The organism is Tardiphaga sp. 37S4 (assembly GCF_021044645.1).
Classification (GTDB): Bacteria; Pseudomonadota; Alphaproteobacteria; order Rhizobiales; family Xanthobacteraceae; genus Tardiphaga; species Tardiphaga robiniae.
The window spans coordinates 4,547,464-4,568,334 of the sequence record NZ_CP088008.1 but is presented as its reverse complement, the minus strand read 5'-3'; the positions used below and the strand labels follow the sequence as shown (position 1 = coordinate 4,568,334).

Below are 20,871 nucleotides of genomic sequence, written 5' to 3'. Positions count from 1 at the left end.
TGCCCCGAACCATTCCAGCGGAGGACATCATGGGAACATCGATCAGCTTCAAGCGCCCCGACGGCAAGGAAGCCAAGGGCTATCTCGCCAATGCCCAGGCCGGCAATGCGCCCGGCGTCGTCGTCATCCAGGAATGGTGGGGTCTGCAGGAGCAGATCAAGGGCCTGGCCGATCGTCTTGCGCTGGCCGGCTTCGATGCGCTGGCGCCTGATCTCTATAACGGCGTGGTCGTGCCCTATCACGACACGGATGCGGCCGGCAAAGAGATGAACTCGCTCGATTTCATGGACGCCACCACGCAGACCGTGCGCGGCGCGGCGCAGTACCTGTCGCGCAACGGCGCCAAGGTCGGCCTTACCGGCTTCTGCCTCGGCGGAGCGGTGACCATCATCGGTTCGTGCAAGATCCCCGAATTGAAGGCCGCCGTGGCGTTCTATGGCATCCCGCCGGAGCAGGCCGCGAAGCCCGCCGACGTGCAGGTGCCGCTGCAGGGCCACTTCGCCAATCGCGATGACTGGTGCACGCCGGAAGTCGTCGACAATTTCGAGAAGGGCCTCAAGGCCGCCGGCAAGTCGGCCGAGTTCTTCCGCTATGATGCCGACCACGCCTTCGTCAACGAGCAGCGCGTCTCGGTGCATGACCGCGAAGCCGCCGAACTGGCCTGGGGCCGCGCGACCGCGTTCTTCAAGAAGCACCTAGGCTGAGGTCCTATGATCGGATGCTGATCCGCAGAGCGCGACCCGATGAAGCGGCCGAGATATGCGATGTCTTGCGCCGCTCCATCGCCGAGCTCTGCGGCGCCGATCATCATGGCGATCCGGCGATCCTGAGACGTTGGCTCGTCAACAAGACTCCTAAAATAGTGGAGGGCTGGATCGCTCATCCGGACAATTTCGTTCTCGTCGCGGTCGAGGAAGAAACAGTGCTCGCCGTCGGCATCGTCAGACACGATGGCGAGATTACGTGCAACTACGTCTCGCCGGATGCCCGGTTCCGGGGCGTCAGCAAGGCGATGCTGGCACAGCTTGAGGCGACCGCACGGGACCATGGCAACGATGTCTGCCATCTGATCAGCACCGAGACAGCCCATCGCCTGTATCGGTCTGCCGGCTATGAAGACTGCGGAGTGCCGCAGGGAAAATTCGGCACGACGTCATCCTTTCCGATGCTGAAGCGGCTCACTGGTTAATCCCACACACGTGACGCATAGCCGCGTGGCAGCTTGATGCGACAGGCCTGACCCTGTAGGTCGAGGCCAATGACATCCGACTACACCATTTCCGATTTGCGCCAGCAGCCGGACTTCTTCGATACCGTCGCCGATCGGATCTGGCAGGCGTGGTGGAAGCGTCATGGCGTGCCTGAGGCCTATATCGTCGAGCGACTGCGCGAGAACATGCAGGGGACCGACCTGCCGATCGCGCTGGTGGCCCATCGTGGGCCAGACTTTCTCGGAACGGCGTCGCTGCTGGTGTCCGATCTCGACGAGCGCCCGCAATATACGCCCTGGGTAGCGGCGGTCTGGACCGAGCCAGATGCCCGCAAACAGGGTATCGCCCCGGCGCTGATCGAGCGGGCCTGCCTGGAGGCCTTCTCCCGGGGGCATGCCCGGGTCTATCTCTGCGCTGCCCCGCCCCGTCGGGCCTGGTACGAGAGCATCGGCTGGACCCCGATCGAGGACGGTGTCGGGGCGCTCAAGCTGACGGTATTCTTCCGGGAGCGGCCGGAGGCCGTCTAGTCCCTTGACCTTCGAGCCCGGCCATGGTGATTTGCCCGCCATGAGCACCCCTGTCCGCAACAGCCGTCGTTGGTGGCGCACCTCCTGAAGAGGTGGTCGGTGCGATTTGCTTATTTTCAATCGTCGAAGGCCGCCATCGCAGTGCGACGGCCTTTGCTTGTTTGTTCTGTGTGGCGCCCCCTCCGGCATGTTTCCTAAGAGGACACCATGAACAGGACTGTGTTTTCGCTCCCCGCTGACAGCGCCTACAAGACCCGCGCGGGTCTCACCGTGGCGCGCCACGTCGATTATTTCACCGGCGGCACCGCGCTGGACGATCTGATCGTCCGGCTCGACCAGCGCCGCGGCGTGGTGCTGTCGTCGGGTACCACGGTGCCCGGTCGCTATGAGAGCTTCGATCTGGGTTTTGCCGATCCGCCGTTGCTGCTGGAAACCACCGGGACGGATTTCACGCTGACGGCGCTGAACAAGCGTGGCCAGGTGTTGATCGCCTTCCTTGCCGACACGCTGCAGGATCCCTGTATCGCCCTCGACGGGCGGACGATGTCGAAGCTCAAGGGCCACATCATCCGCGGCGAGGCGCCGGTCGAGGAAGACCAGCGGACCCGCCGCGCCAGCGTGATGTCGCTGGTGCGCGACATGGTCGCGCAATTGTTCTCCTCGGACGATTCCATGCTCGGGCTCTATGGCGCCTTCGCCTATGACCTCGTGTTCCAGATGGAGGACCTGAAGCAGAAGCGCGCGCGCGAGGCCGACCAGCGCGACATCGTACTGTATCTGCCCGACACGCTGCTGGCCTATGACCGCGCCACCGGCCGCGGCGTGGTGATGTCCTATGACTTCACCTGGAAGGATCGCTCCACCGAGGGCCTGCCACGCGATACGCCCGACAGCGGCTACAACAAGGCACCGCGCCAGGGCTTTGCCGATCATGCGCCCGGCGAATATCAGAAGACTGTCGAGAACGCCCGTGCCGCCTTTGCGCGCGGTGACCTGTTCGAGGCGGTGCCCGGTCAGTTGTTCGCCGAGCCCTGCGAGCGTTCGCCGGCGGAAGTGTTCCAGCGGCTCTGCGTGATCAATCCGTCGCCCTATGGCGCGCTGATGAATCTCGGCGACGGCGAATTTCTCGTCGCTGCCTCGCCCGAGATGTTCGTGCGCTCCGACGGTCGCCGCGTCGAGACCTGTCCGATCTCCGGCACCATTGCGCGTGGCGTCGATGCCATCGGCGATGCCGAACAGATACGGCAGTTGCTGAATTCGGAGAAAGACGAGTTCGAACTTAACATGTGCACCGACGTCGATCGTAACGACAAGGCACGCGTCTGCGTACCCGGCACGATCAAGGTGTTGGCGCGTCGGCAGATCGAGACCTACTCAAAACTGTTCCATACTGTCGATCATGTGGAAGGCATGCTGCGGCCGGGCTTTGATGCACTCGATGCGTTCCTGACCCATGCCTGGGCGGTGACCGTGACCGGCGCACCGAAACTGTGGGCGATGCAGTTCGTCGAGGATAACGAGCGCTCGTCGCGGCGTTGGTATGCCGGCGCGATTGGTGCCGTGTCATTCGATGGTGGCATCAATACCGGCATCACCATCCGAACGATCCGCATGAAGGATGGCCTCGCCGAAGTTCGCGTCGGCGCGACGCTGCTGTTCGATTCGGATCCCGTCGCCGAAGAGAAGGAATGCCAGACCAAGGCCGCAGCCCTGTTCCAGGCGCTGCGCGGCGATCCGCCGAAGCGGCTGTCGGCCTTCGCCCCGGATGCAACCGGTTCGGGCAAGAAGGTCTTGTTGATCGATCACGACGACAGTTTCGTGCATATGCTGGCAGATTACTTCCGTCAGGTCGGCGCGACCGTCAGCGTCGTTCGTCATGTCCATGCACAGACCGTCCTGAACCGCGAGAGTTTCGATCTGCTGGTGCTGTCGCCGGGGCCGGGACGTCCCGCCGATTTCGGCATCAGCAAGACACTCGATACCGCGCTGGACAAGAAACTGCCGGTGTTCGGCGTCTGCCTGGGCGTGCAGGCAATCGGCGAATATTTCGGCGGCGTGCTGGGCCAGCTCGCGCAACCGGCGCATGGACGGCCGTCGCGCGTGCAAGTGCGGGGCGGAAAGTTGATGAACGGTCTGCCCAATGAAATCGTCATCGGCCGCTATCACTCGCTGTTTGTCGAGCAGGACAGCATGCCCGATGTGCTCACCGTGACGGCCTCGACCGAGGACGGTGTCGCCATGGCCATCGAACACAAGACGCTGCCGGTCGGCGGCGTGCAATTTCATCCGGAATCGCTGATGTCGCTTGGCGGCGAGGTCGGCTTACGTATCGTCGAAAACGCATTTCGGTTGGGGCAGCGCCCCAACTGATGTCCATCTGAAGAACCGAAAGACCCTGATGACACCCGAACTCGCGCACGATCTCAAAGCCTCCGTCCGCACCATTGTGGATTATCCGAAGCCGGGTATCCTGTTTCGCGACATCACCACACTGCTGGGTGATGCGCGCTCGTTCCGCCGCGCGGTGGATGAGCTGGTGCAGCCCTGGGCGGGGCTGAAGATCGACAAGGTCGCCGGCATGGAAGCGCGCGGCTTCATCATCGGCGGCGCGGTGGCGCATCAGTTGTCGGCCGGTTTCGTGCCGATCCGCAAGAAGGGCAAGCTGCCGCACACCACCGTGCGCATCGCTTACTCCCTTGAGTACGGTATCGACGAGATGGAAGTGCATGCCGATGCCATCAAGCCCGGCGAGCGCGTCATCCTGGTGGATGATCTGATCGCCACCGGCGGCACCGCTGAAGGTGCGGTCAAACTGATGCGCCAGATCGGTGCTGAGGTGATGGCCGCCTGTTTCATCATCGACCTGCCGGATCTCGGCGGCGCGGCCAAGCTGCGGGCGATGAATGTGCCGGTGCGGACGTTGATGACGTTCGACGGGCATTGATTGCCCGTCACGACCCCTGCAGCAAAAGTCCCAGCTCGATTTCCCGAAAGCTGAAATAATTCTTCCTGATCCACTGATGCAGCTCGGTCGATGAATCCTGCTCCGAGCGCAAATAGCCGGTGAAGGAGAAATTCAGCCGGTCGATATAGGTCTTGAGGAACACCGGCAGCGCCGCGATACGCAGCATACGGCCCTGCGCCAGCGCCACTGGGATTTCGCCGCGCAGCACGTGTTCGTTGTCGATCACATAGAGCGAATTGCGGGTGAACTGCTGCTGCAGCATCTCGTAGCCGCGCAATGAGGCGCGGTCGCTGTCGCCCATGAAGAACACGATGGGCGCCACACCGCGGCGTGCGGCTTCCTTGGCGAAACCGATCTCGCCGGTCATTTTGAAGAATTCGTCGAAGGCGAAATAGCCGAGGTCGATCACCTTGGCGATGTCGTCGTTGATGATGAGCCGGTCCATCAGCGACATCTTGCCGAACGTGTCATTGACGTCGGCGGTCTCGGTCAGTTTCGGCAGGAAATCCAGCAGCGACGGTTCTTTCAGGCTGACATCGAAGGCGGTGACGTCGCCGCGCTGCAGCTTCAGGAATTCGCACAACAGGCGCGCGACGAGGGTCTTGCCGACCATCGGTCGCGTCGAGCAGATGATATAAACGGGCGTGCGTCGCATCGGCGCAATATCAGGCGAATCCGACGCCGCTCCAATCGTTAAATGGACTTACTTCTCGCCGGGGCTGCGGGCACCGGGCTTGTCGTGGACGATGTCGGTCAGCTTGATGCGGTCGAATTCGCTCCAGACATTGGCCAGCCAGTGCCGGACATAGCCGCGCAGCACGAACGAATAGTTCGCGGTCTCGTCATGCGGTCCCTTGTTGGCGACGAATTTCAGGAACGGCACGCTGGAGACCTCGACCTGCTCATAGGCCATTTCGTTCAGCTTCGGGATGGTGATCTCGGTGGCGCCCTTGATGCGGTGGAAATAGGAGTTGTAGGTCGCCTGGTCCCATTCGAAGAAGCTGGTGTTGTTAATGAAGTTCTTCACCAGGAAATACTTCGCACCGTCCATGAAGCCGGCGGTCTCGGCGATCTCGTCCAGGGAGGCGATCGACGGGCCGAGTATATGGAAAACGGCAAAGGTAATCTGGCCGGACTTGGCGGCATCGAGGAAGCCGATGTCACGCAGATCGGCCAGCGCCCGGGACAGCAGGCCTGCGCGGACGTCGATCACGGTCACCGAGGGCGATGCGCTGTTGAGCGTATCGAAGATCTTCATCTGGTCGGACGTGGTCGTCATGTCGACGATTTCGGTGATGTCCGAATGGAACCGCTTCAGCGTGCCGCGCGGCGCTTCGGTGTCGAAAGCGCGCGTCGGGACGTTGTTGGCGCTGAAATAGTCCAGAACCGTCCGCGAAACCGTGGTCTTGCCGACCCCACCCTTGTCCGCGCCGACGACAATCACTGCTGGCTTCGCCATGGAATTCCTTTGCCGCTTTCAACTGGAGCATCCGCGCGATGGAGATTCGCGCGCCGGAGAACACTACCCGATGCCTGCTTTGGGCGCGAACATGGCAGAAACAAGGGGGATTTCAATCGCTGAAAGATATGGCCCACGGAAATCATTGGGAAATTCTCCATATTTGGTCGCGGGCATTGTTTTCGGCATTTCGGATCGCCGGACCGGCTGGCCGGTTCTTCGGCTTGCTGCCGATCCTCACCAGACCGTGATTGATGCGACGCACAAAATAGATTGCAGCCTAATCGATAGGGTCCTATCTAATTTCCATGCCCCACTCCCAAACGCATATCCAGGCCGAACTGGGCCTGCTGGTTGCGCGACTGGCACGGGTCTGGCGCCGCAAGGCTGACCAGACCCTGTCGGCGCATGGCCTGTCCGAAGCCACGGCCCATCCGCTGCTGATCCTGTCCCGCGCCGGACGCGAGAACGTGCGTCAGGGCGTGCTCGCCGACGAAATGGGGCTCGAAGGTCCATCGGTGGTCCGGCTGATCGACCTGCTGGCTGCCGAAGGGCTCGTCGAGCGCCGCGAGGATCCGACCGACCGCCGCGCCAAGGTTTTGCACCTGACCCCGCTTGGCGAAGCCAAGGCCGAAGAGATCAGGCGCGTCATGCGCCGGCTGCGCGGTGACCTGATGAAGGGCATCGCGCCGGATGAACTCGCTATTGCCTTCGATGTGCTCGGACGGATCGAGCTATCGGCCAATCGCCTGTATGAGGCCGCCGAGGAGGCGGACGCGTTGCCATGACCTCCGCTGCTGCCAGACCGCCGTTTCTCGTCCGCCACGCCGACATCATCTTCTCCGTGAAAACCTTCATCGCCGGCATGATGGCGCTGCTGATCGGCTTCGCGATGGATCTGCCGCGGCCGTATTGGGCGCTGGCCACGGTCTATATCGCCTCGCAGCCGCTGGCCGGCGCTACGCGTTCGAAAGCGCTGTTTCGCGTCATCGGCACACTGGTTGGGGCTTCGGCCAGCGTCGTGCTGGTGCCAAATCTCGTCAATTCGCCGGAACTGCTCAGCCTCGCCATAGCGCTGTGGGTCGGTCTCTGTCTCTATGTGTCGCTGCTGGACAGGACGCCGCGCGGCTACATGTTCATGCTGGCAGGCTACACCTGTGCGCTGATCAGCTTTCCCTCGGTCAACGAACCCGCAGCCATCTTCGATACGGCGGTCGCGCGAAGCGAGGAGATCATCGTCGGCATTCTCTGCGCGACGCTGGTATCCACGATCCTGTTGCCGCGCAGCGTCGGTCCGGCGGTTGCAACGCGGGTCGATAGCTGGCTCGCCGGTGCGCGCAAGCTGACCCAAGACGTGCTGGCCGGCCGCAGCGCCGATCCGGCCACGCGCGATCTGCGCCTCAAGCTCGCCGCCGATGCCGTCGATATCGATACGCTCGCCGATCATCTAGCCTATGATCGTCTCGGCGGACGCGAGACCTCACGCTGGATGCGCGCCCTGCGCACGCGCATGCTGACATTCCTGCCGCTGCTGTCATCCATGGGCGATCGCATCGACGCGCTGGGCGAAGACGCGCGGACGACCTCACCGCAATTGATGGCGCTGATCGACGACGTCTCCGCCTGGATTGCTGACAACAGCACCGACCGTGAACCCGCCAAGCGGCTGCGCAGCATGATCGCCGCGCAGCAGCCGAAGCTGGGTGCGTCGTCGTCATGGACCGAGATCATGATCGCGAGCCTGCTGATGCGGATGCGCGAGCTCGTCGATATTTCGGCGGATTGCCGGGTGCTCAATCAGGCGATTGCCGAGGGCGGCCGTCCGCCGGGCGCGAAACTCGCCTTTCAGGCTGAAGCCGGTGTGGCCCCGGTGCGGCATGTCGATCACGGCATGGCGCTATGGTCCGCAGCAGGCGTGTTCATTACCATCCTCGTCTGCTGCGCGTTCTGGATCGCCACCGGCTGGACCGATGGCGCGACAGCACCGACCATGGCGGCTGTCGGCTGCTCGTTCTTCGCCAGCATGGATGATCCCGCGGTGGGGTTGCGCGGCTTTGCCAAATGGACGCTGGCCGCGATGGTGATCATCGCGCTCTATCTGTTCGCGATCCTGCCGGCCATCACCGATGTCGAGTTGCTTGTTGCCGTGCTGGCGCCGCCGTTCCTGCTGTTCGGCTATCTCATCGCACGCCCCGCCACCTTCTTCATCGGCATGCTGCTGGCGGCGAATACCGCGACGCTGATGGCGTTGCAGACGACTTACAATGCCGACTTCGCAAGTTTCGCCAATTCCAGCGTGGCTTTCTTCGTCGGCACCGAGCTGTCCGTCATCTCGATCCAGTTGATCCGCTCAGTCGGCTCCGAATGGAGTGTGAAGCGGCTGATGCGGCGCGGCTGGATCGCCATCGCGGAGGCTGCCGAACAGCGCGGCAACCGCGACCGCGCGGCTTTTCCCGGCCTGATGCTGAATCGCATCGGCCTTCTCGCGCCGCGGCTGACGGCGCTGAAGGCTTCGCCGCTGCGTGCTGTCGACAACCTGCGCGAATTGCGCGTCGGGCTGAACATCGTCGATCTGCGCCGTGCGCGGCATCACCTGTCGTCACCGACGCTCGGTGCCATGGACGCGATGCTGGACGAACTGGCCGTGAGCTTCCGCAACTACAAAGGCGGAGCGATGCCAGAGCCACTGCTGGCGAAGGTTGATCACGCGCTGTCGGAGGCCATCAGCGAGCGCGGGGCAGGGCGCGCGGATGCACTGATCGGGCTTGTCGGCATTCGCCGCGGTCTGTTTCCGACAGCACCCGCCTATCTGCCCGAATCGGGCCTTCTCGCCGGGAGTGTGGCGGCATGAGATATGAAATCGATCTGTTCGGTGTGCTGTTGCCATCGCTGATGCTGTGGCTGGTCATCACTTACGCCATCGGCGCGTTGCTGCGCCCGTTGATCGAGCGCTCCGGCCTCTATCGCTATGTCTGGCACCGCGCGCTGTTCGATCTTGCTCTGTATGTCTGCCTCTTGGGCGGCGTGGTTTATTTATCCTCCGGATTGCTGTCATGAAAAACGCTGTGAGTTTTATTCGCCGTTTCGCCGTCACCGCGCTGGCCGTCGTCGCCGCGCTCGCCGTGGGGCGCTATCTCTGGGTCTATTATATGGATGCGCCGTGGACCCGCGACGGCCGCGTCCGTGCCGACGTGGTCACCGTGGCGCCTGATGTCTCCGGCTTCGTCACCGAGATTCTGGTGAAGGACAATCAGAAGGTGGCCCGCGGCGACGTCATCATGCGGATCGACCGTGCACGTTTCGCGCTGGCACTGCAGCAGGCCGAAGCCGTTGTGGCCGGTCGCAAGGCCAGCCTTGAACAGGCCGATCTCGATCTGAAGCGTTACAAGGAATTGACAACGGCCGCCGTCTCGCAGCAGAAGCAGGAACAGGTGCTGGCGACGCAACTGCTGGCCAAGGCGTCGCTGGATCAGGCCATTGCCGATCGGGCCGTGGCGCAGCTCAATCTCGATCGCAGCGAGGTTCACGCGCCCGTCTCGGGCGTGATCTCCAACATGGACCTGCGCCCCGGTACCTATGTCACTGCCGGCAAGGGCGTGATGGCATTGGTCGATACGTCGAGCCTGCATGTCGACGGCTATTTCGAGGAGACCAAGCTGTCGCGGATCCACGTCGGCGATCCCGTCCACATTCACTTGATGGGTGATGCCGCCAAGCTCACCGGCCATGTGGAGAGCGTTGCCGCCGGCATCGAGGACCGCGACCGCGCAGAGGGTAGCAACCTGCTCGCCAATGTGACCCCGACCTTCAGTTGGGTCCGTCTCGCCCAGCGCGTGCCGGTGCGCATCGCGCTCGACGCTGTTCCGGCAGGTGCGACGCTGGTCGCGGGCCGCACGGCGACGGTGGAGATTTTGCCGGGCAACGGGACGACGATTGCGAAGGTGAACTGACGCTTCAGGCGTCCGTATCCGGCATCGTATCCAGCAGCATCGTCTCAAATCGCGCACGGATCTCGCGGGGCGTGGCGCCGAAGCGCTTTTTGAAGGTGCGGTTGAAATAAGACAGGTCGCCGAAGCCGACCTCGAAGGCGATGGTGCTGACGGCGCGATCTCCGCGGTTGCCGTCGCGCAGCATGTGGAAGGCGCGTTCCAGACGGCGCTCCAGCAGGTAGTCCGAAAACGTCCGGCCTTCGGCCTCGAACAATTTCTGGAAATAACGCGCGGTGACGCCATGGGTGGTCGCGAGCCGCTCCAGCGACAGCGTCGGCTGGCTGAGGCTGGCCTCGATATCGGCCTTGAGGGACAAGAGACTGATGGTTGGCCGGTCCGGCCGCAATGCTGCGCGTCGCTCCGGCGCATCGGCTTCATCGATCATGGTGGCGACGAGGCCGTTCATATAATCGATGGCAAGACCGGTCAGCGCCGCCGAATTCATCGGCAGCAAGCCGCGCATCACCGCGGCGGCGTAATGGCCAAGCGCGATCAGCCCGCCATTGTCATGGGCGATGTGGCGCAATCCGGTATGGCCATTGCTGGGGAGTAGCAGGCAGTCGACGCGGCTCACATCATTCATGATGAAGGTGGTGGCGCGGCCGGGATCGAGAATGATCGCCTCGCGCGGCATGCATGTCTGGCGCTGGCCATCCTGCTGGACGATCACCACGCCGTCGGACGGCCGCAGCACCAGGATGTCCTGCGGCGAGTCGTTGCCGGTCGTGGCGCTATCGTCGTCGGGCATGGTCCAGAGCGGCGCGGGATCGAAACACGACATCAGTCCGAGATGCGGCTGCATCCGCAGGATCGCCTTTGACTGGAACGGCGCTGCGCGAAACGATCCCAGCGAATTGCGCTGCACGGTCTTCCACGGCAGGCGGCTCTCAAGCGGCTTGCGCAGGGTGTCATCGATATCGTCGGCAACCAGCCAGAGCGGGACGAGAGGGCAATCGGGAGCGGCATCGACGCAGGATGGAGACCGCGACTGATGCGCGTTTGCCACAGCATCGAATCCAAACCGCTTCGTTCGCTCCAGTCCGACTATCAATTCACCGAGTCCAAGTCATGCCATGGGCTGTGCCGTATCGCTGTGACGATAGACGGAATGCACAGGCGTAAGAAGAGTAAAGCCGCGGCCGGAATTTACATTGATTCCAAACTGCTGCGGCCTCGGTCGAATTGACCGGCTCGACCTCTCCAGTGCTTCGTCGCCACGAACATACGGAAGACTCCGAGCTCATGCGTTACAGCCAGTTCCTCCTCATCCCCGCCGTCGGGCTCATGTCGTCGCAGGCCGTTGCGCAGCAGAGCGCGGGCGTCACGCTTGACGAGATCACGGTGACCGCCGCGCGTGCCCAGCGCTCGATTTCGGATATTCCGCAGACCGTGCAGGTGGTCGATCAGAAGGAGATTGACGAGCAGCTCAAGCAGAGCGGCAGCGCATCGGCGCTGCTGGCAAAATTGCTGCCGGGCTTCTCGGTGTCGAACCAGACCATCTCCGGCGCTTCCGAAAGCTATCGCGGCCGCGACCTTCTGGTGCTGATGGACGGCGTGCCGCTGACGACGCCGCTCCGCGACGTCTCGCGCGTCCTGTCGCTGATCGATCTGAATTCCGTCGAGCGCATCGAACTGGTCGCCGGTGCATCGAGCCTGTATGGCGCCGGCGCGACGGGCGGTACGGTGAATTTCGTTACCAAGAAAGCGCAGCCGGGCGGTCCACGCGTCAGCGTCAATACGGCGCTGCGCACCTTCACTGCCGATCCCGGCGGTTCGCTGGCACCGGAGCTGTCGGCGACGGTCAGTGGCAAGGGCACGAATGGCATCGACTATGTGTTCGTCGGCAGCGGCCGCGGCGCGCAGAAGACCTATGACGGCGCGGGCCGCGAGCTGCCATCGGACGCCATGCTCGGGCAGGGAGGTGGTGATCGTCTCGCCAGCGGCAATTTCCTGGGCAAGATCGGTTACGATTTCGATGGCGGCAAGCGCATCGAAGCCTCGATCAGCCAGTTCTATCTCGACCAGACGCCGAAATACCTCACCGACTATTCCGGCGCCTATGCGAAGCCGGATTTCACCAAGCCCTATACCGGGCAGAGCGTGCTGGAAGATTCGCGCTCGTTCCAGTTGCGCTACAGCGATACCGACTTCGTGCTTGGCAATCTCAGCGTGGTCGGCTTCTACAATGATATCAAGAAGCGCTTCAACTATTCGGAATTTTCCTATCCCTATAACTCGCTGGTCTATTATTCCGGCAACCCGCTGAGCCCGACCAGCCCGGCCAACCAGACCACGCTGTATTCCGAGCGCGGTGGCGTCAATCTGACGATCGATACGCCGCTCGACCGCATCTGGAACGGGGCCAAGGTGACCTGGGGCACCGACGTCGTTCATGACAAGACATGGCAGACGCTGACCGATGGCCGCGATGTGTTCACGCCGTTGACCCAGGTGACGACCGCCGGATTTGCATTGGTACAAGTCCCGATCACCGATCGGCTGACCGCGCGGGGCGGCGTTCGCTACGAGCATTTCGATCTCAGCGTCGACGACTTCCTGCGTCCGGCCGCCTATGCCGCGATTTCGCCCGTGACGCGCTTCGTTCTGCCGGCGCTCAATGTCATCGGCGGTCAGTACGAATATGCCTCGCCGACCTACAATCTCGGCGCGACCTTCAAGCTCAACAACAAGATCGATCTGTTCGGCGGTTTCTCGCAGGGCTATGCGCTGCCTGATGTCGGCGCCTATACGCGCCGCGCCGGCCTGTCATCCACGGCATTCGCCTGTCCGGTGGCGACGCCGAACTGCCTGCCGCTGGCACGCCAGACCATCTCTTTCAGCTCGATCGCGCCGGAAGCCCAGATCGTCAATAACTACGAGATCGGCATCCGCGGCGGCGACGGTCCCTACAAGGGCAGCATCACCGGTTTCGTCAGCACGTCCGAGAAGGGCGTGACCTTCGATCCGGTCACCAACCTGATCTCGCAGCAGAAGGAAATGATCTACGGCGTCGAATATATCGGCGAGATGGCGATCAACCGGAATTTCACGCTGGGTACCACGATCGGCTACAAGGAAGGCCGCTACGACACCAACAAGGACGGTGTGCTCGATAGCTGGCTGCCCAACAACCGCATCGGCAGCCCGGTGCGTGGTCTGATCTTCGGCGACTATCGCTTCGATAATGGCATCAAGCTGCGCGTCGAGGGCGAGGGCTATTCGGGCCGGAACCGCGGCATCAACCTGACCAATACGGTCTATCCCATCGAGGGTGGCTTCACCATGAATGCTGCGCTGAGCGGGCCGGTCTATGGCGGTGAGGCCTATGCAGCCGTCAACAACCTGTTCGATACGGAGCTGCAGAACCCGACAGCAACCTCGGTGCGCAACCTGCCGGTCTATTCCTGGGGCCGCACCGTGACGGTCGGCTATCGCAAGACGTTCTAGGGCGTAATCCCGAAAAGTGGTCGCCGGTTTTCGGATCAGATCACGCTCAACGAGACAAACCTTCCAAGGCCACTTCCCAGGGAGTTCTAATTGCCATCATGGTGGATCTGGAGATTGATGGGAGCCTGCTGACGCTACGGTTCCTGCCGCCTTACGCGGAGACGGACGAGCGCGATTATCTGGCCGCGCTGGCCCGGGTCGGCGAGCATGATGCGCCATTCGAACTTCTGACCGTGTTCGGGGGCGGCGGGAAACTGTCCGTCGCCGGCGAGCGGGAGCAGGCGCTGTGGTTCAAGGCGACGCGCGGCCATATCTCCGCGCGCTGCCGTGCTGTGGCGATTGTACGCCCCGGCGCCAACAAGAAGATGGAAGAGACGTTTCGGAAGCTCTGGCCGATGCCGCTGGTGGCGCTTGAGGACGAGATCGCCGCGCGCGCCTTTCTCGCCGAACATCGCGGCCTCGCATGAGCACCGCGGAGCTTAACGCATCTGCGCCGGTCGCCGTCATGGGACGCAAGCGTCTGTTCGTCGTGCTTGGCGGGCTGTATCTGGCACAGGCGATCCCGTCTTATCTGTTCGCCGCCGCCCTGCCGCCGATCATGCGCGAAGCCGGCGTCTCGCGCAGCGAGATCGGATATCTCAGCCTCTGGTTTCTGCCGTTGCTGCTGAAGTTCTTCTGGGCGCCGGTGGTGGATCGCATCCGCCCGTTCGCGCGCGCACATCGCGCCGGCTGGGTGATCGTGACCCAAACCGGGGTCATCATCAGCCTGCTGTGTTTGATCCCGCTCGGCGCAACCAATATCTGGGGCATCATCACGGTGGGCCTGTTCGGCTCACTGCTGATCTCGACCCAGGACATCGCCACCGACGGCTATGCTGCGAAATATCTCGCGCCCGAGGATCGCGCCATCGGCAACGCCATCCAGGGCGGCTCGGTCGCGTTCGGTGTCGTGATCGGCGGCACGCTCGGGCTGGTGCTGTATGCGCAGATCGGTTGGACCGGTATGCTGCTGACCATCGCCGGCTTCTCGTTGATTCCGCTCTTTGCCGCTTTCGCTATGCGCGAGGACGAAGCCGGGCAGATCGATCCGTCGAAGCCGCGGCCTTCCGTGATGGCCTTCCTGCGCCGCCGCGAGGTGCGCAACATTCTCTGGATCGCACTGATCTACCGGATGAGCGAGGGCCTCGTGAAGGCGATGGAGGGCAGCTATCTCGTCGATGCCGGCGTGCCGCTCAAACAGATCGGTTATCTTTCCGGCGGCGCCGCGACGACGGCGGGCCTCGCGGGTGCCGCTGGCGCAGCATGGCTGTTGCAACGCTGCGGCACCGGCTGGACGCTGGGTCTGCTGGGCATTCTCCGCACGATCTGTTTTGCGCTGTTCACGGCGCATGCGCTGGGCGTGGTGACCGGCATCTGGCCGATTTTCGGCGCGGCCGGATTCCAGACCTTGATCCGCTATATGGAGATCGTCGCGCTCTACAGCCTGTTCATGGCGGCGGCATCGAAGGATCAGCCGGGCACCGACTTCACGATTCTCGCCTGCGCCCAGCTGATCATCTACTTCATCGGCTCGATGCTGTCGGGCCGCATTGCCGACCTGCTCGGCTATGGGACGCTGTTCAGCGTCGCCACAGTGTTGTCGCTGATCGCGGCGATTGCAACGATGCGCATTCTCGCCGCGCAGCCGTCGGCTAGTTCGATGCCGGCGCAGCCTGCGTGAAGCTGCGATCGACGGCCTTGCTGACATCGACCTGCTTCGACAGGATTCCGTAGCGCGTGGCGCGATCCGAGGCTTCCTGGAACTCCTTCACCACGCCATCGTCGATGGCGATCGGCCGTGTGTCCTGCGCCTTGTAGGCGCGCGCCAGCACGTCTTCCGGCAGCTTGGTCAGCTCGGCGGTGTTTTTAGCATATTCATTGACATGCTCGCGCGACCAGTTGCGGGCCTTGTTAAGCCGCTGCAACAGGTCGGCGACGGCCTCGCGCTTGGTGGCAATTGCCTGTTCGGAAGCGACGATAAAGGTCAGGGTCGGCGTCAGGCCCGTGCCATCGGCAACCACCCGCGCATTGTCTTTCAGCACGGCGTAGGAGATGTAGGGTTCCCATACGGCCCAGCCGTCGATCGAACCGGCGAGAAGTGCAATCTTGGCATCGACGGGACCGAGCGGCGCGAAAGTTGCGTCGCTGGTCTTGTAACCGGCTTTCTCCAGCGTCGCCTCAATCAGGAACTGGCCCCAGCCGCCGCGTGTGCCTGCGAGGCGCTTGCCCTTGAGGTCGGCAGCGGTCTTGATCGGTGAATCGTTGCGCACCAGGATCGCCTGTGTGTCCGCATTGGAGCGTGTGCCGCCGATCGCCTTGATTGGTGCGCCGTTGGCATAGACCGTGAGGAACGAGAGGTCGCCGGTGTAACCGACATCGAGTGCGCCGGCATTGATGGCTTCGAGGATCGGCGCCGCCGCAGGGAATTCCGACCACTGGATCTTGTAGGGCAAGTCCTTCGCCAAGCCGGAGATCTCCAGCAGCGAGCGGTTGCCGCCCTTCTGGTCGCCGACGCGCAGCGTGATCTGGTCCGCCGCGAAAGCGGAGGTGGCGAGCGTTGCGCTGAAGGCTGTGGCGATGAGTGTTGATAGCAAACGGCGTGTAGGGGAGGCGGTGGTCATGGTCACTTTCTCTGATGCAATGGCGAGCATCAAAGCTACGTCCGACACGGATTCAGTCAATGAAATGGCTGACTGAATATCATCGAGCGAAAGCAACGAATGTAGCGCTGCTGGAAATGGCGTGGAAGTTTTGCGCTTTCGGAAAATCTGATGTGTTTTGGCCCACCGTCAACCTGCGTGCGCATTCCAGCGCAACTCTGCCGTCTTTCCGCCAGAATTCCCTTCCGCGGCGCATTTGGTGCGCCGCAGAATAGCCACGAGCGTCAGCCGAAATAGGGAATGGATTACTCCCAACAGACAAAAACCCTGGCGCTATTTCGCAATCGGGCCGTTTGGAGTGCGACGGATTTGGAAGTCGCCCGGCATTCGGGCCGGGAGCATTTCAAAGTGGGTTGTGTGCTTCAATTGATTTCGTCGCTGACCGTGGGCGGGTCGGAGCGACTGCTGATCAATTTCGCTGCCAGTTGCACGCCGGGAGAGGACATTCCGCAGGTTTTCGTCGTCATTAACGACTTTTTCCATCCCGATCTTGCTGCCGAGCTCTCCGCGACAGGTCATCCGGTCTACTTCCTTAAGCGTCCACCCGGGAATCGCAATCCACGTGTCATTCTAAGTTTACTCAACATCATCCGCCGTCACGATATTCGTATCATCCATGCGCATGACAGCGGCGCCAAGCACTTCGCCATGTTGAGTAAACTGTATCGTCCGATGAGCGTCGGCTACACGATTCACAATACCGGCCTCGTCAACGCGTGGGACCGCGTAAAGCTTCGGCTGCATCAGCGGTTCGTCGATTGGAACATCGCGATCTCTGCTGCGGTCGAGCGTGAATGTGAAGCTGTCAAACTGAAGCGCCTGTTCAAGGTGCATAACGGCATCCCGCTCGCGACATTCGATAGAGTGGCGCGGCAACGTCGCTTCGGCTCACCGCTGCGGCTGATCAACGTGGCCCGCATCTATCCCAAGCAGAAGGGGCAGGACATCCTGATCAAGGCGGTCAGTCTCTGCGCGGCACGCGGGCTCGACATTCGCTGCGATTTTGTCGGCAGCCCGCCAGCGGGCGACGAGTCGACCCTCCTGAGTTTGAAGGCACAGGCGATCGCCGAAAATGTCGCCGATCGTATTCGCTTTCTGTGTGGGCGCACCGATGTGTGCCGTCCGCTGGACGAGGCCGATATCTTCGTCCTGCCATCGCGTTTCGAAGGTTTCGGACTGGTGCTGCTCGAAGCCATGGCGGTCGGCCTGCCTGTCATCGCCGCGGATGTCGATGGCCCGGCCGAACTGCTGGTGGATGGCTCGAACGGTATCAAATTCAAGGTCGGATCCGCCGAGGATCTCGCCGACAAGATCGCGGCGCTTGCGGCGCAGCCTGAGCTCGCCGCGAAGATCGCAAGGACGGCGAAGGATTTCGTCACCGAATTCGATATCGCCAATATGCGCGACCAGTATTTCGGCATCTACGGGCTGATGATGAAGGCGAGCTAGCCTGATGTCTTGCGTGCGCGTTTGCCGGTAGCGGCGAGTTTGTCAGCAAGAAATTCCAGCAGCACTTCGACACGGGCTGGGCGGGGACCGCCCGGCGGCGTGACGAGGTAGACACCGCTCGACGATTGCGACCAGTCCTGCAACACGGCCTCCAGCGCGCCGCTCGCCAATGCATCGCCGACGATGAAATCCGGCAGGTCGCTGATCCCCAATCCGGCGATCAGCGCAGGCAGTAGCGCCTCGCCATTGTTGACGCGGAGCGGCCCGGCTGGCCGAACGCTGGCCTGTTCGCCGGCCGCATTGGTGAAGTGCCAGACGCCGGGGGTCGAGAGATAGGTGTAGCCAAAGCATTTGTGGTCGGCGAGGTGCATGGGGTGCGTCGGCCGGCCGTATTTCGCGAAATAGGACGGTGCCGCCACGATGTGGCGCTTCACCGGGCAGAGCCGCCGCGCGATCAGCGATGAGTCCGGCAGCGTGGCGATGCGGATTGCAGCATCGAAACCTTCGCCGATCAGATCGACGGTGGCGTCGCTGAGGCTGAGGTCGATGGAGACTTCCGGATATTTGGCGAGGAACTCCGGCAGCAGATGCGCCACCGTATTGGTGCCGTAGGTCATCGGCACGGCCAGCCGTACCAGCCCGCGCGGTGTCGCTGACTGCGCCAGCGCTTCGTTCTCGAGCGCTTCGCCGTCCGCCAGCAATTGCGCAGCCTTCACCGCCAGCGTCCGGCCGGCATCGGTCAGCGCCAGCCGCCGCGAGGTCCGGTTGAACAGCCTGGCACCGAGGCGGTCCTCCAGCCGGCTCACCGCCTTGGAGACGGTGGCCTTGGATAGGGTCAGCTCGGTTGCCGCCGCCGCAAAGGACCGCAGTTCGACCACCTTGGCGAAAATCGCCAGCGCTTCGAAATCGGGAAGTTTGGGCATCTCAAAATCCGAAACGATGAGTTTCCATCATTTCTATTTATGCGCCATCTGCGAGGGCATATCCAGATGCCCAGGATGCAAATGCATCAAACGACGGAGATTTCGTCATGATCGACCTCAGACCTTTCGACAAACTCGGCGGCGCCGACCACGGCTGGCTCAAGGCCAAACACCATTTCTCGTTCGGGAGCCACTACGACCCCGAGAATATGGGCCACGGCAGCTTGCGCGTCTGGAACGACGACGAGATCGCGCCGAACACCGGTTTCCCGGCTCATCCGCATTCCAACATGGAAATCATCACCTATGTCCGCGAAGGCGCGATCACGCATCAGGACAGTCTGGGCAACACGGGTCGTACCGAGGCCGGCGACGTTCAGGTGATGAGTGCGGGCTCGGGCATCCGGCACTCCGAATACAATCTGGAGGCATCGACCACGCGGATCTTCCAGATCTGGATCGAGCCCACACAAACGGGCGGCCAGCCTTGCTGGGGCGCCAAACCGTTCCCGAAGGCCGATCGCTCCGGCCAGTTCGTCACCATTGCCAGCGGCTTCAAGGACGACGCCGGGGCACTGCCTATCCGGGCTGACGCCCGGGTGCTGGCAACGACGCTGAAGGCCGGTGAGACCGCGCAATATCCGCTGGGTAGCTCGCGCAACGGCTACCTCGTGCCGGCGGCTGGCGCGATTGAGATCAACGGCATTCGCGTCAACGCCCGCGACGGCGTCGCCATCCGTGATGAAGCCAGCGTCACGATCACCGCGCTGGAAGATTCCGAACTCGTTCTGGTGGACGCGGCCTGACGGCGCCCACCAATCATCAACCGACCTACTCATCCCAATCCAACGGAGACTGACCATGACCAAAGTACTCGTCCTTTATTATTCCGCTTACGGCCATATCGAAGCGATGGCCAATGCCGTCGCCGAAGGTGCCCGCGAAGCCGGCGCCACTGTCGATATCAAGCGCGTGCCTGAACTGGTGCCTGCCGAGGTCGCCAAGGCGTCCTACTACAAGATTGACCAGGCTGCCCCGATCGCGACCATCGACGATCTCGCCAATTACGACGCGATCATCGTCGGTACCGGCACCCGCTTCGGCCGCATGTCCTCGCAGATGGCCAACTTCCTCGATCAGGCCGGTGGCCTGTGGATGAAGGGCGCGCTGCATGGCAAGGTCGGCGGTGCCTTCACCGCGACCGCGACCCAGCACGGTGGCCAGGAAACCACGCTGTTCTCGATCATCACCAACCTGCTGCATTTCGGCATGACCATCGTCGGCCTCAATTACGGCTTCCAGGGCCAGATGAAGCTCGATGAAGTCACCGGCGGCTCGCCCTATGGCGCCACCACCCTGACCGGTGGCGACGGCAGCCGCCAACCCTCGGACAACGAACTGGCCGGCGCCCGTTATCAGGGCAAGGTCATCGCCGAGACCGCGAAGAAACTTCACGGCTAAGCTGCGTGGCGAACTAAAAAGAGATGGCTGACAAGAGAAAGGCGGCGTTCTGATTGCAGGACGCCGCCCTATCTATGTCGGGACGAACGGATTCGATTTCATCATGCTCGACGTGTATTTCATCTATCAGCTGGCCCGGCGGCCGCTGCACGCGATAGCCCGGAAATGGCTTTGTCGCGGCATCGAGCATGTGACCAGGGGCGAAGTCGTTTGCCCCGAATGCCGCCAACACTGAAACGTTCCTTGATTGTTGGACTGGCAAGGTTACGTCTGGGGACGTAGACTTCGGCTATGTCCAAGCCAGCTAGCTCGCCCGCGCCAGTCCTCAGTATCCGCATCGACCTCGATCCCGAGGGACGGATTGGACCGGGCAAGATTCAGCTTCTCGAACATATTCATGCCACCGGTTCGATTTCGGCTGCTGGCCGCGCCATGGCGATGTCCTACAAGCGCGCCTGGGATCTGGTCGATGAACTCAATCGGATTTGCGGGCAGCCTGCCGTCGAGCGCCAGACGGGTGGTAAGAATGGGGGCGGAGCTCTCCTCACGCCATTCGGCTTGACGCTCATCAAGCGCTATCGTGGCATCGAAAGCGCTGCGGCCACCGCCGCGCGCAAGGAGCTGCTGGCGCTGAAGGGCGATATCGGCAAGAAGCGCAGGTTCTAACCGATCCAGCCGGCGGTATCACCGTTGTATCCGGATAAATATATCGTGACGGTCAGCCCGATCGCGCTTTCGAAT

At 62.5% G+C, this 20,871-nt stretch carries 23 protein-coding genes; 17 read left to right on the top strand and 6 right to left on the bottom strand.

The genetic code is table 11. The features are described from left to right. The first annotated feature begins 29 nt into the window (after window positions 1–29). The 5 genes from LPB73_RS21735 (at window position 30) to LPB73_RS21715 (ending at window position 4,682) form a co-directional block, all read left to right on the top strand. On the top strand, window positions 30–704 hold the full coding sequence (locus LPB73_RS21735) for a dienelactone hydrolase family protein (RefSeq protein ID WP_068733116.1): 675 nt from the start codon (window positions 30–32) through the stop codon (window positions 702–704). A gap of 65 nt (window positions 705–769) precedes the next feature. Then, a complete protein-coding gene (locus LPB73_RS21730; RefSeq protein ID WP_349768792.1) occupies window positions 770–1,189 on the top strand; it encodes a GNAT family N-acetyltransferase in 420 nt (139 codons plus the stop codon). Between the two features lie 69 nt (window positions 1,190–1,258). Next, window positions 1,259–1,738: a GNAT family N-acetyltransferase gene (locus tag LPB73_RS21725; RefSeq protein WP_231078141.1), complete on the top strand. Its 480-nt coding sequence runs from the start codon at window positions 1,259–1,261 to the stop codon at window positions 1,736–1,738. 207 nt (window positions 1,739–1,945) lie between these two features. After that, complete coding sequence (locus LPB73_RS21720; RefSeq protein ID WP_231078140.1) at window positions 1,946–4,108, top strand: anthranilate synthase component I; 2,163 nt, start codon at window positions 1,946–1,948, stop codon at window positions 4,106–4,108. A gap of 28 nt (window positions 4,109–4,136) precedes the next feature. Continuing rightward, on the top strand, window positions 4,137–4,682 hold the full coding sequence (locus LPB73_RS21715) for an adenine phosphoribosyltransferase (protein ID WP_068733118.1): 546 nt from the start codon (window positions 4,137–4,139) through the stop codon (window positions 4,680–4,682). A 7-nt stretch (window positions 4,683–4,689) separates the two neighbouring features. On the opposite strand, the gene LPB73_RS21710 is transcribed toward LPB73_RS21715, so the two are convergent. Further along, complete coding sequence (locus tag LPB73_RS21710) at window positions 4,690–5,358, bottom strand: hypothetical protein (RefSeq protein WP_089262509.1); 669 nt, start codon at window positions 5,356–5,358, stop codon at window positions 4,690–4,692. Between the two features lie 48 nt (window positions 5,359–5,406). After that, entirely contained in the window at window positions 5,407–6,162 is a 756-nt protein-coding gene (locus LPB73_RS21705; RefSeq protein WP_089262507.1) for a hypothetical protein, read from the bottom strand. 308 nt (window positions 6,163–6,470) lie between these two features. Here LPB73_RS21705 and LPB73_RS21700 point away from each other — a divergent pair, with 308 nt between their 5' ends. From LPB73_RS21700 to LPB73_RS21685, 4 genes are read left to right on the top strand one after another with little or no spacing between them, the layout of a single operon-like run. After that, entirely contained in the window at window positions 6,471–6,950 is a 480-nt protein-coding gene (locus LPB73_RS21700; RefSeq protein WP_231078139.1) for a MarR family winged helix-turn-helix transcriptional regulator, read from the top strand. Then, a complete protein-coding gene (locus LPB73_RS21695) occupies window positions 6,947–9,013 on the top strand; it encodes an FUSC family protein (RefSeq protein WP_231078138.1) in 2,067 nt (688 codons plus the stop codon). Before LPB73_RS21700 ends, LPB73_RS21695 begins: the two co-directional genes overlap by 4 nt. Continuing rightward, window positions 9,010–9,219, top strand: a complete 210-nt coding sequence (locus LPB73_RS21690; RefSeq protein ID WP_068733131.1) for a DUF1656 domain-containing protein — start codon at window positions 9,010–9,012, stop codon at window positions 9,217–9,219. Before LPB73_RS21695 ends, LPB73_RS21690 begins: the two co-directional genes overlap by 4 nt. After that, on the top strand, window positions 9,216–10,112 hold the full coding sequence (locus tag LPB73_RS21685; RefSeq protein WP_231078137.1) for an HlyD family secretion protein: 897 nt from the start codon (window positions 9,216–9,218) through the stop codon (window positions 10,110–10,112). Before LPB73_RS21690 ends, LPB73_RS21685 begins: the two co-directional genes overlap by 4 nt. A 4-nt stretch (window positions 10,113–10,116) precedes the next feature. Here LPB73_RS21685 and LPB73_RS21680 read toward each other — a convergent pair whose 3' ends face one another. Beyond that, window positions 10,117–11,157 (bottom strand): helix-turn-helix transcriptional regulator, encoded by a 1,041-nt coding sequence (locus tag LPB73_RS21680; RefSeq protein ID WP_231078136.1) that lies wholly within the window; start codon window positions 11,155–11,157, stop codon window positions 10,117–10,119. A gap of 236 nt (window positions 11,158–11,393) precedes the next feature. On the opposite strand from LPB73_RS21680, the gene LPB73_RS21675 reads away from it, so the two are divergent. The 3 genes from LPB73_RS21675 (at window position 11,394) to LPB73_RS21665 (ending at window position 15,318) form a co-directional block, all read left to right on the top strand. Next, on the top strand, window positions 11,394–13,598 hold the full coding sequence (locus tag LPB73_RS21675; RefSeq protein WP_231078135.1) for a TonB-dependent receptor: 2,205 nt from the start codon (window positions 11,394–11,396) through the stop codon (window positions 13,596–13,598). Between the two features lie 98 nt (window positions 13,599–13,696). Further along, window positions 13,697–14,065, top strand: a complete 369-nt coding sequence (locus tag LPB73_RS21670; protein WP_231078134.1) for a hypothetical protein — start codon at window positions 13,697–13,699, stop codon at window positions 14,063–14,065. Beyond that, window positions 14,062–15,318 carry an MFS transporter gene (locus LPB73_RS21665; protein WP_231078133.1) on the top strand — a complete coding sequence of 419 codons (1,257 nt, stop codon included), beginning with the start codon at window positions 14,062–14,064 and terminating at the stop codon, window positions 15,316–15,318. Before LPB73_RS21670 ends, LPB73_RS21665 begins: the two co-directional genes overlap by 4 nt. Here the strand turns inward: LPB73_RS21665 and LPB73_RS21660 are convergent. Beyond that, a complete protein-coding gene (locus tag LPB73_RS21660) occupies window positions 15,290–16,258 on the bottom strand; it encodes an ABC transporter substrate-binding protein (RefSeq protein WP_231078132.1) in 969 nt (322 codons plus the stop codon). The two genes, LPB73_RS21665 and LPB73_RS21660, sit on opposite strands and share 29 nt — an antisense overlap. 59 nt (window positions 16,259–16,317) lie before the next feature. Here LPB73_RS21660 and LPB73_RS21655 point away from each other — a divergent pair, with 59 nt between their 5' ends. Both LPB73_RS21655 and LPB73_RS21650 read left to right on the top strand, forming a co-directional pair. Further along, window positions 16,318–16,512: a hypothetical protein gene (locus LPB73_RS21655; protein ID WP_231078131.1), complete on the top strand. Its 195-nt coding sequence runs from the start codon at window positions 16,318–16,320 to the stop codon at window positions 16,510–16,512. Window positions 16,513–16,654: 142 nt separating this feature from the next. Beyond that, complete coding sequence (locus LPB73_RS21650) at window positions 16,655–17,746, top strand: glycosyltransferase family 4 protein (protein WP_231078130.1); 1,092 nt, start codon at window positions 16,655–16,657, stop codon at window positions 17,744–17,746. Here the strand turns inward: LPB73_RS21650 and LPB73_RS21645 are convergent. Beyond that, window positions 17,743–18,669 (bottom strand): LysR family transcriptional regulator, encoded by a 927-nt coding sequence (locus LPB73_RS21645; RefSeq protein ID WP_231078129.1) that lies wholly within the window; start codon window positions 18,667–18,669, stop codon window positions 17,743–17,745. The two genes, LPB73_RS21650 and LPB73_RS21645, sit on opposite strands and share 4 nt — an antisense overlap. Before the next feature lie 107 nt (window positions 18,670–18,776). Here LPB73_RS21645 and LPB73_RS21640 point away from each other — a divergent pair, with 107 nt between their 5' ends. Both LPB73_RS21640 and wrbA read left to right on the top strand, forming a co-directional pair. After that, window positions 18,777–19,475 (top strand): pirin family protein, encoded by a 699-nt coding sequence (locus tag LPB73_RS21640; protein WP_231078128.1) that lies wholly within the window; start codon window positions 18,777–18,779, stop codon window positions 19,473–19,475. Window positions 19,476–19,530: 55 nt separating this feature from the next. Further along, a complete protein-coding gene (gene wrbA / locus LPB73_RS21635; protein WP_231078127.1) occupies window positions 19,531–20,130 on the top strand; it encodes an NAD(P)H:quinone oxidoreductase in 600 nt (199 codons plus the stop codon). A 13-nt stretch (window positions 20,131–20,143) separates the two neighbouring features. Here the strand turns inward: wrbA and LPB73_RS21630 are convergent, their stop codons facing one another. Continuing rightward, window positions 20,144–20,362, bottom strand: coding sequence for a hypothetical protein (locus tag LPB73_RS21630; RefSeq protein WP_231078126.1), 219 nt, complete (start codon window positions 20,360–20,362; stop codon window positions 20,144–20,146). Window positions 20,363–20,421: 59 nt separating this feature from the next. Between LPB73_RS21630 and LPB73_RS21625 the strand changes: the two genes are divergently transcribed. After that, the gene (locus LPB73_RS21625; RefSeq protein WP_093759583.1) at window positions 20,422–20,796 is read left to right on the top strand and encodes a winged helix-turn-helix domain-containing protein; all 375 of its coding nucleotides are present in this window, start codon (window positions 20,422–20,424) and stop codon (window positions 20,794–20,796) included. Window positions 20,797–20,871: the final 75 nt, after the last annotated feature.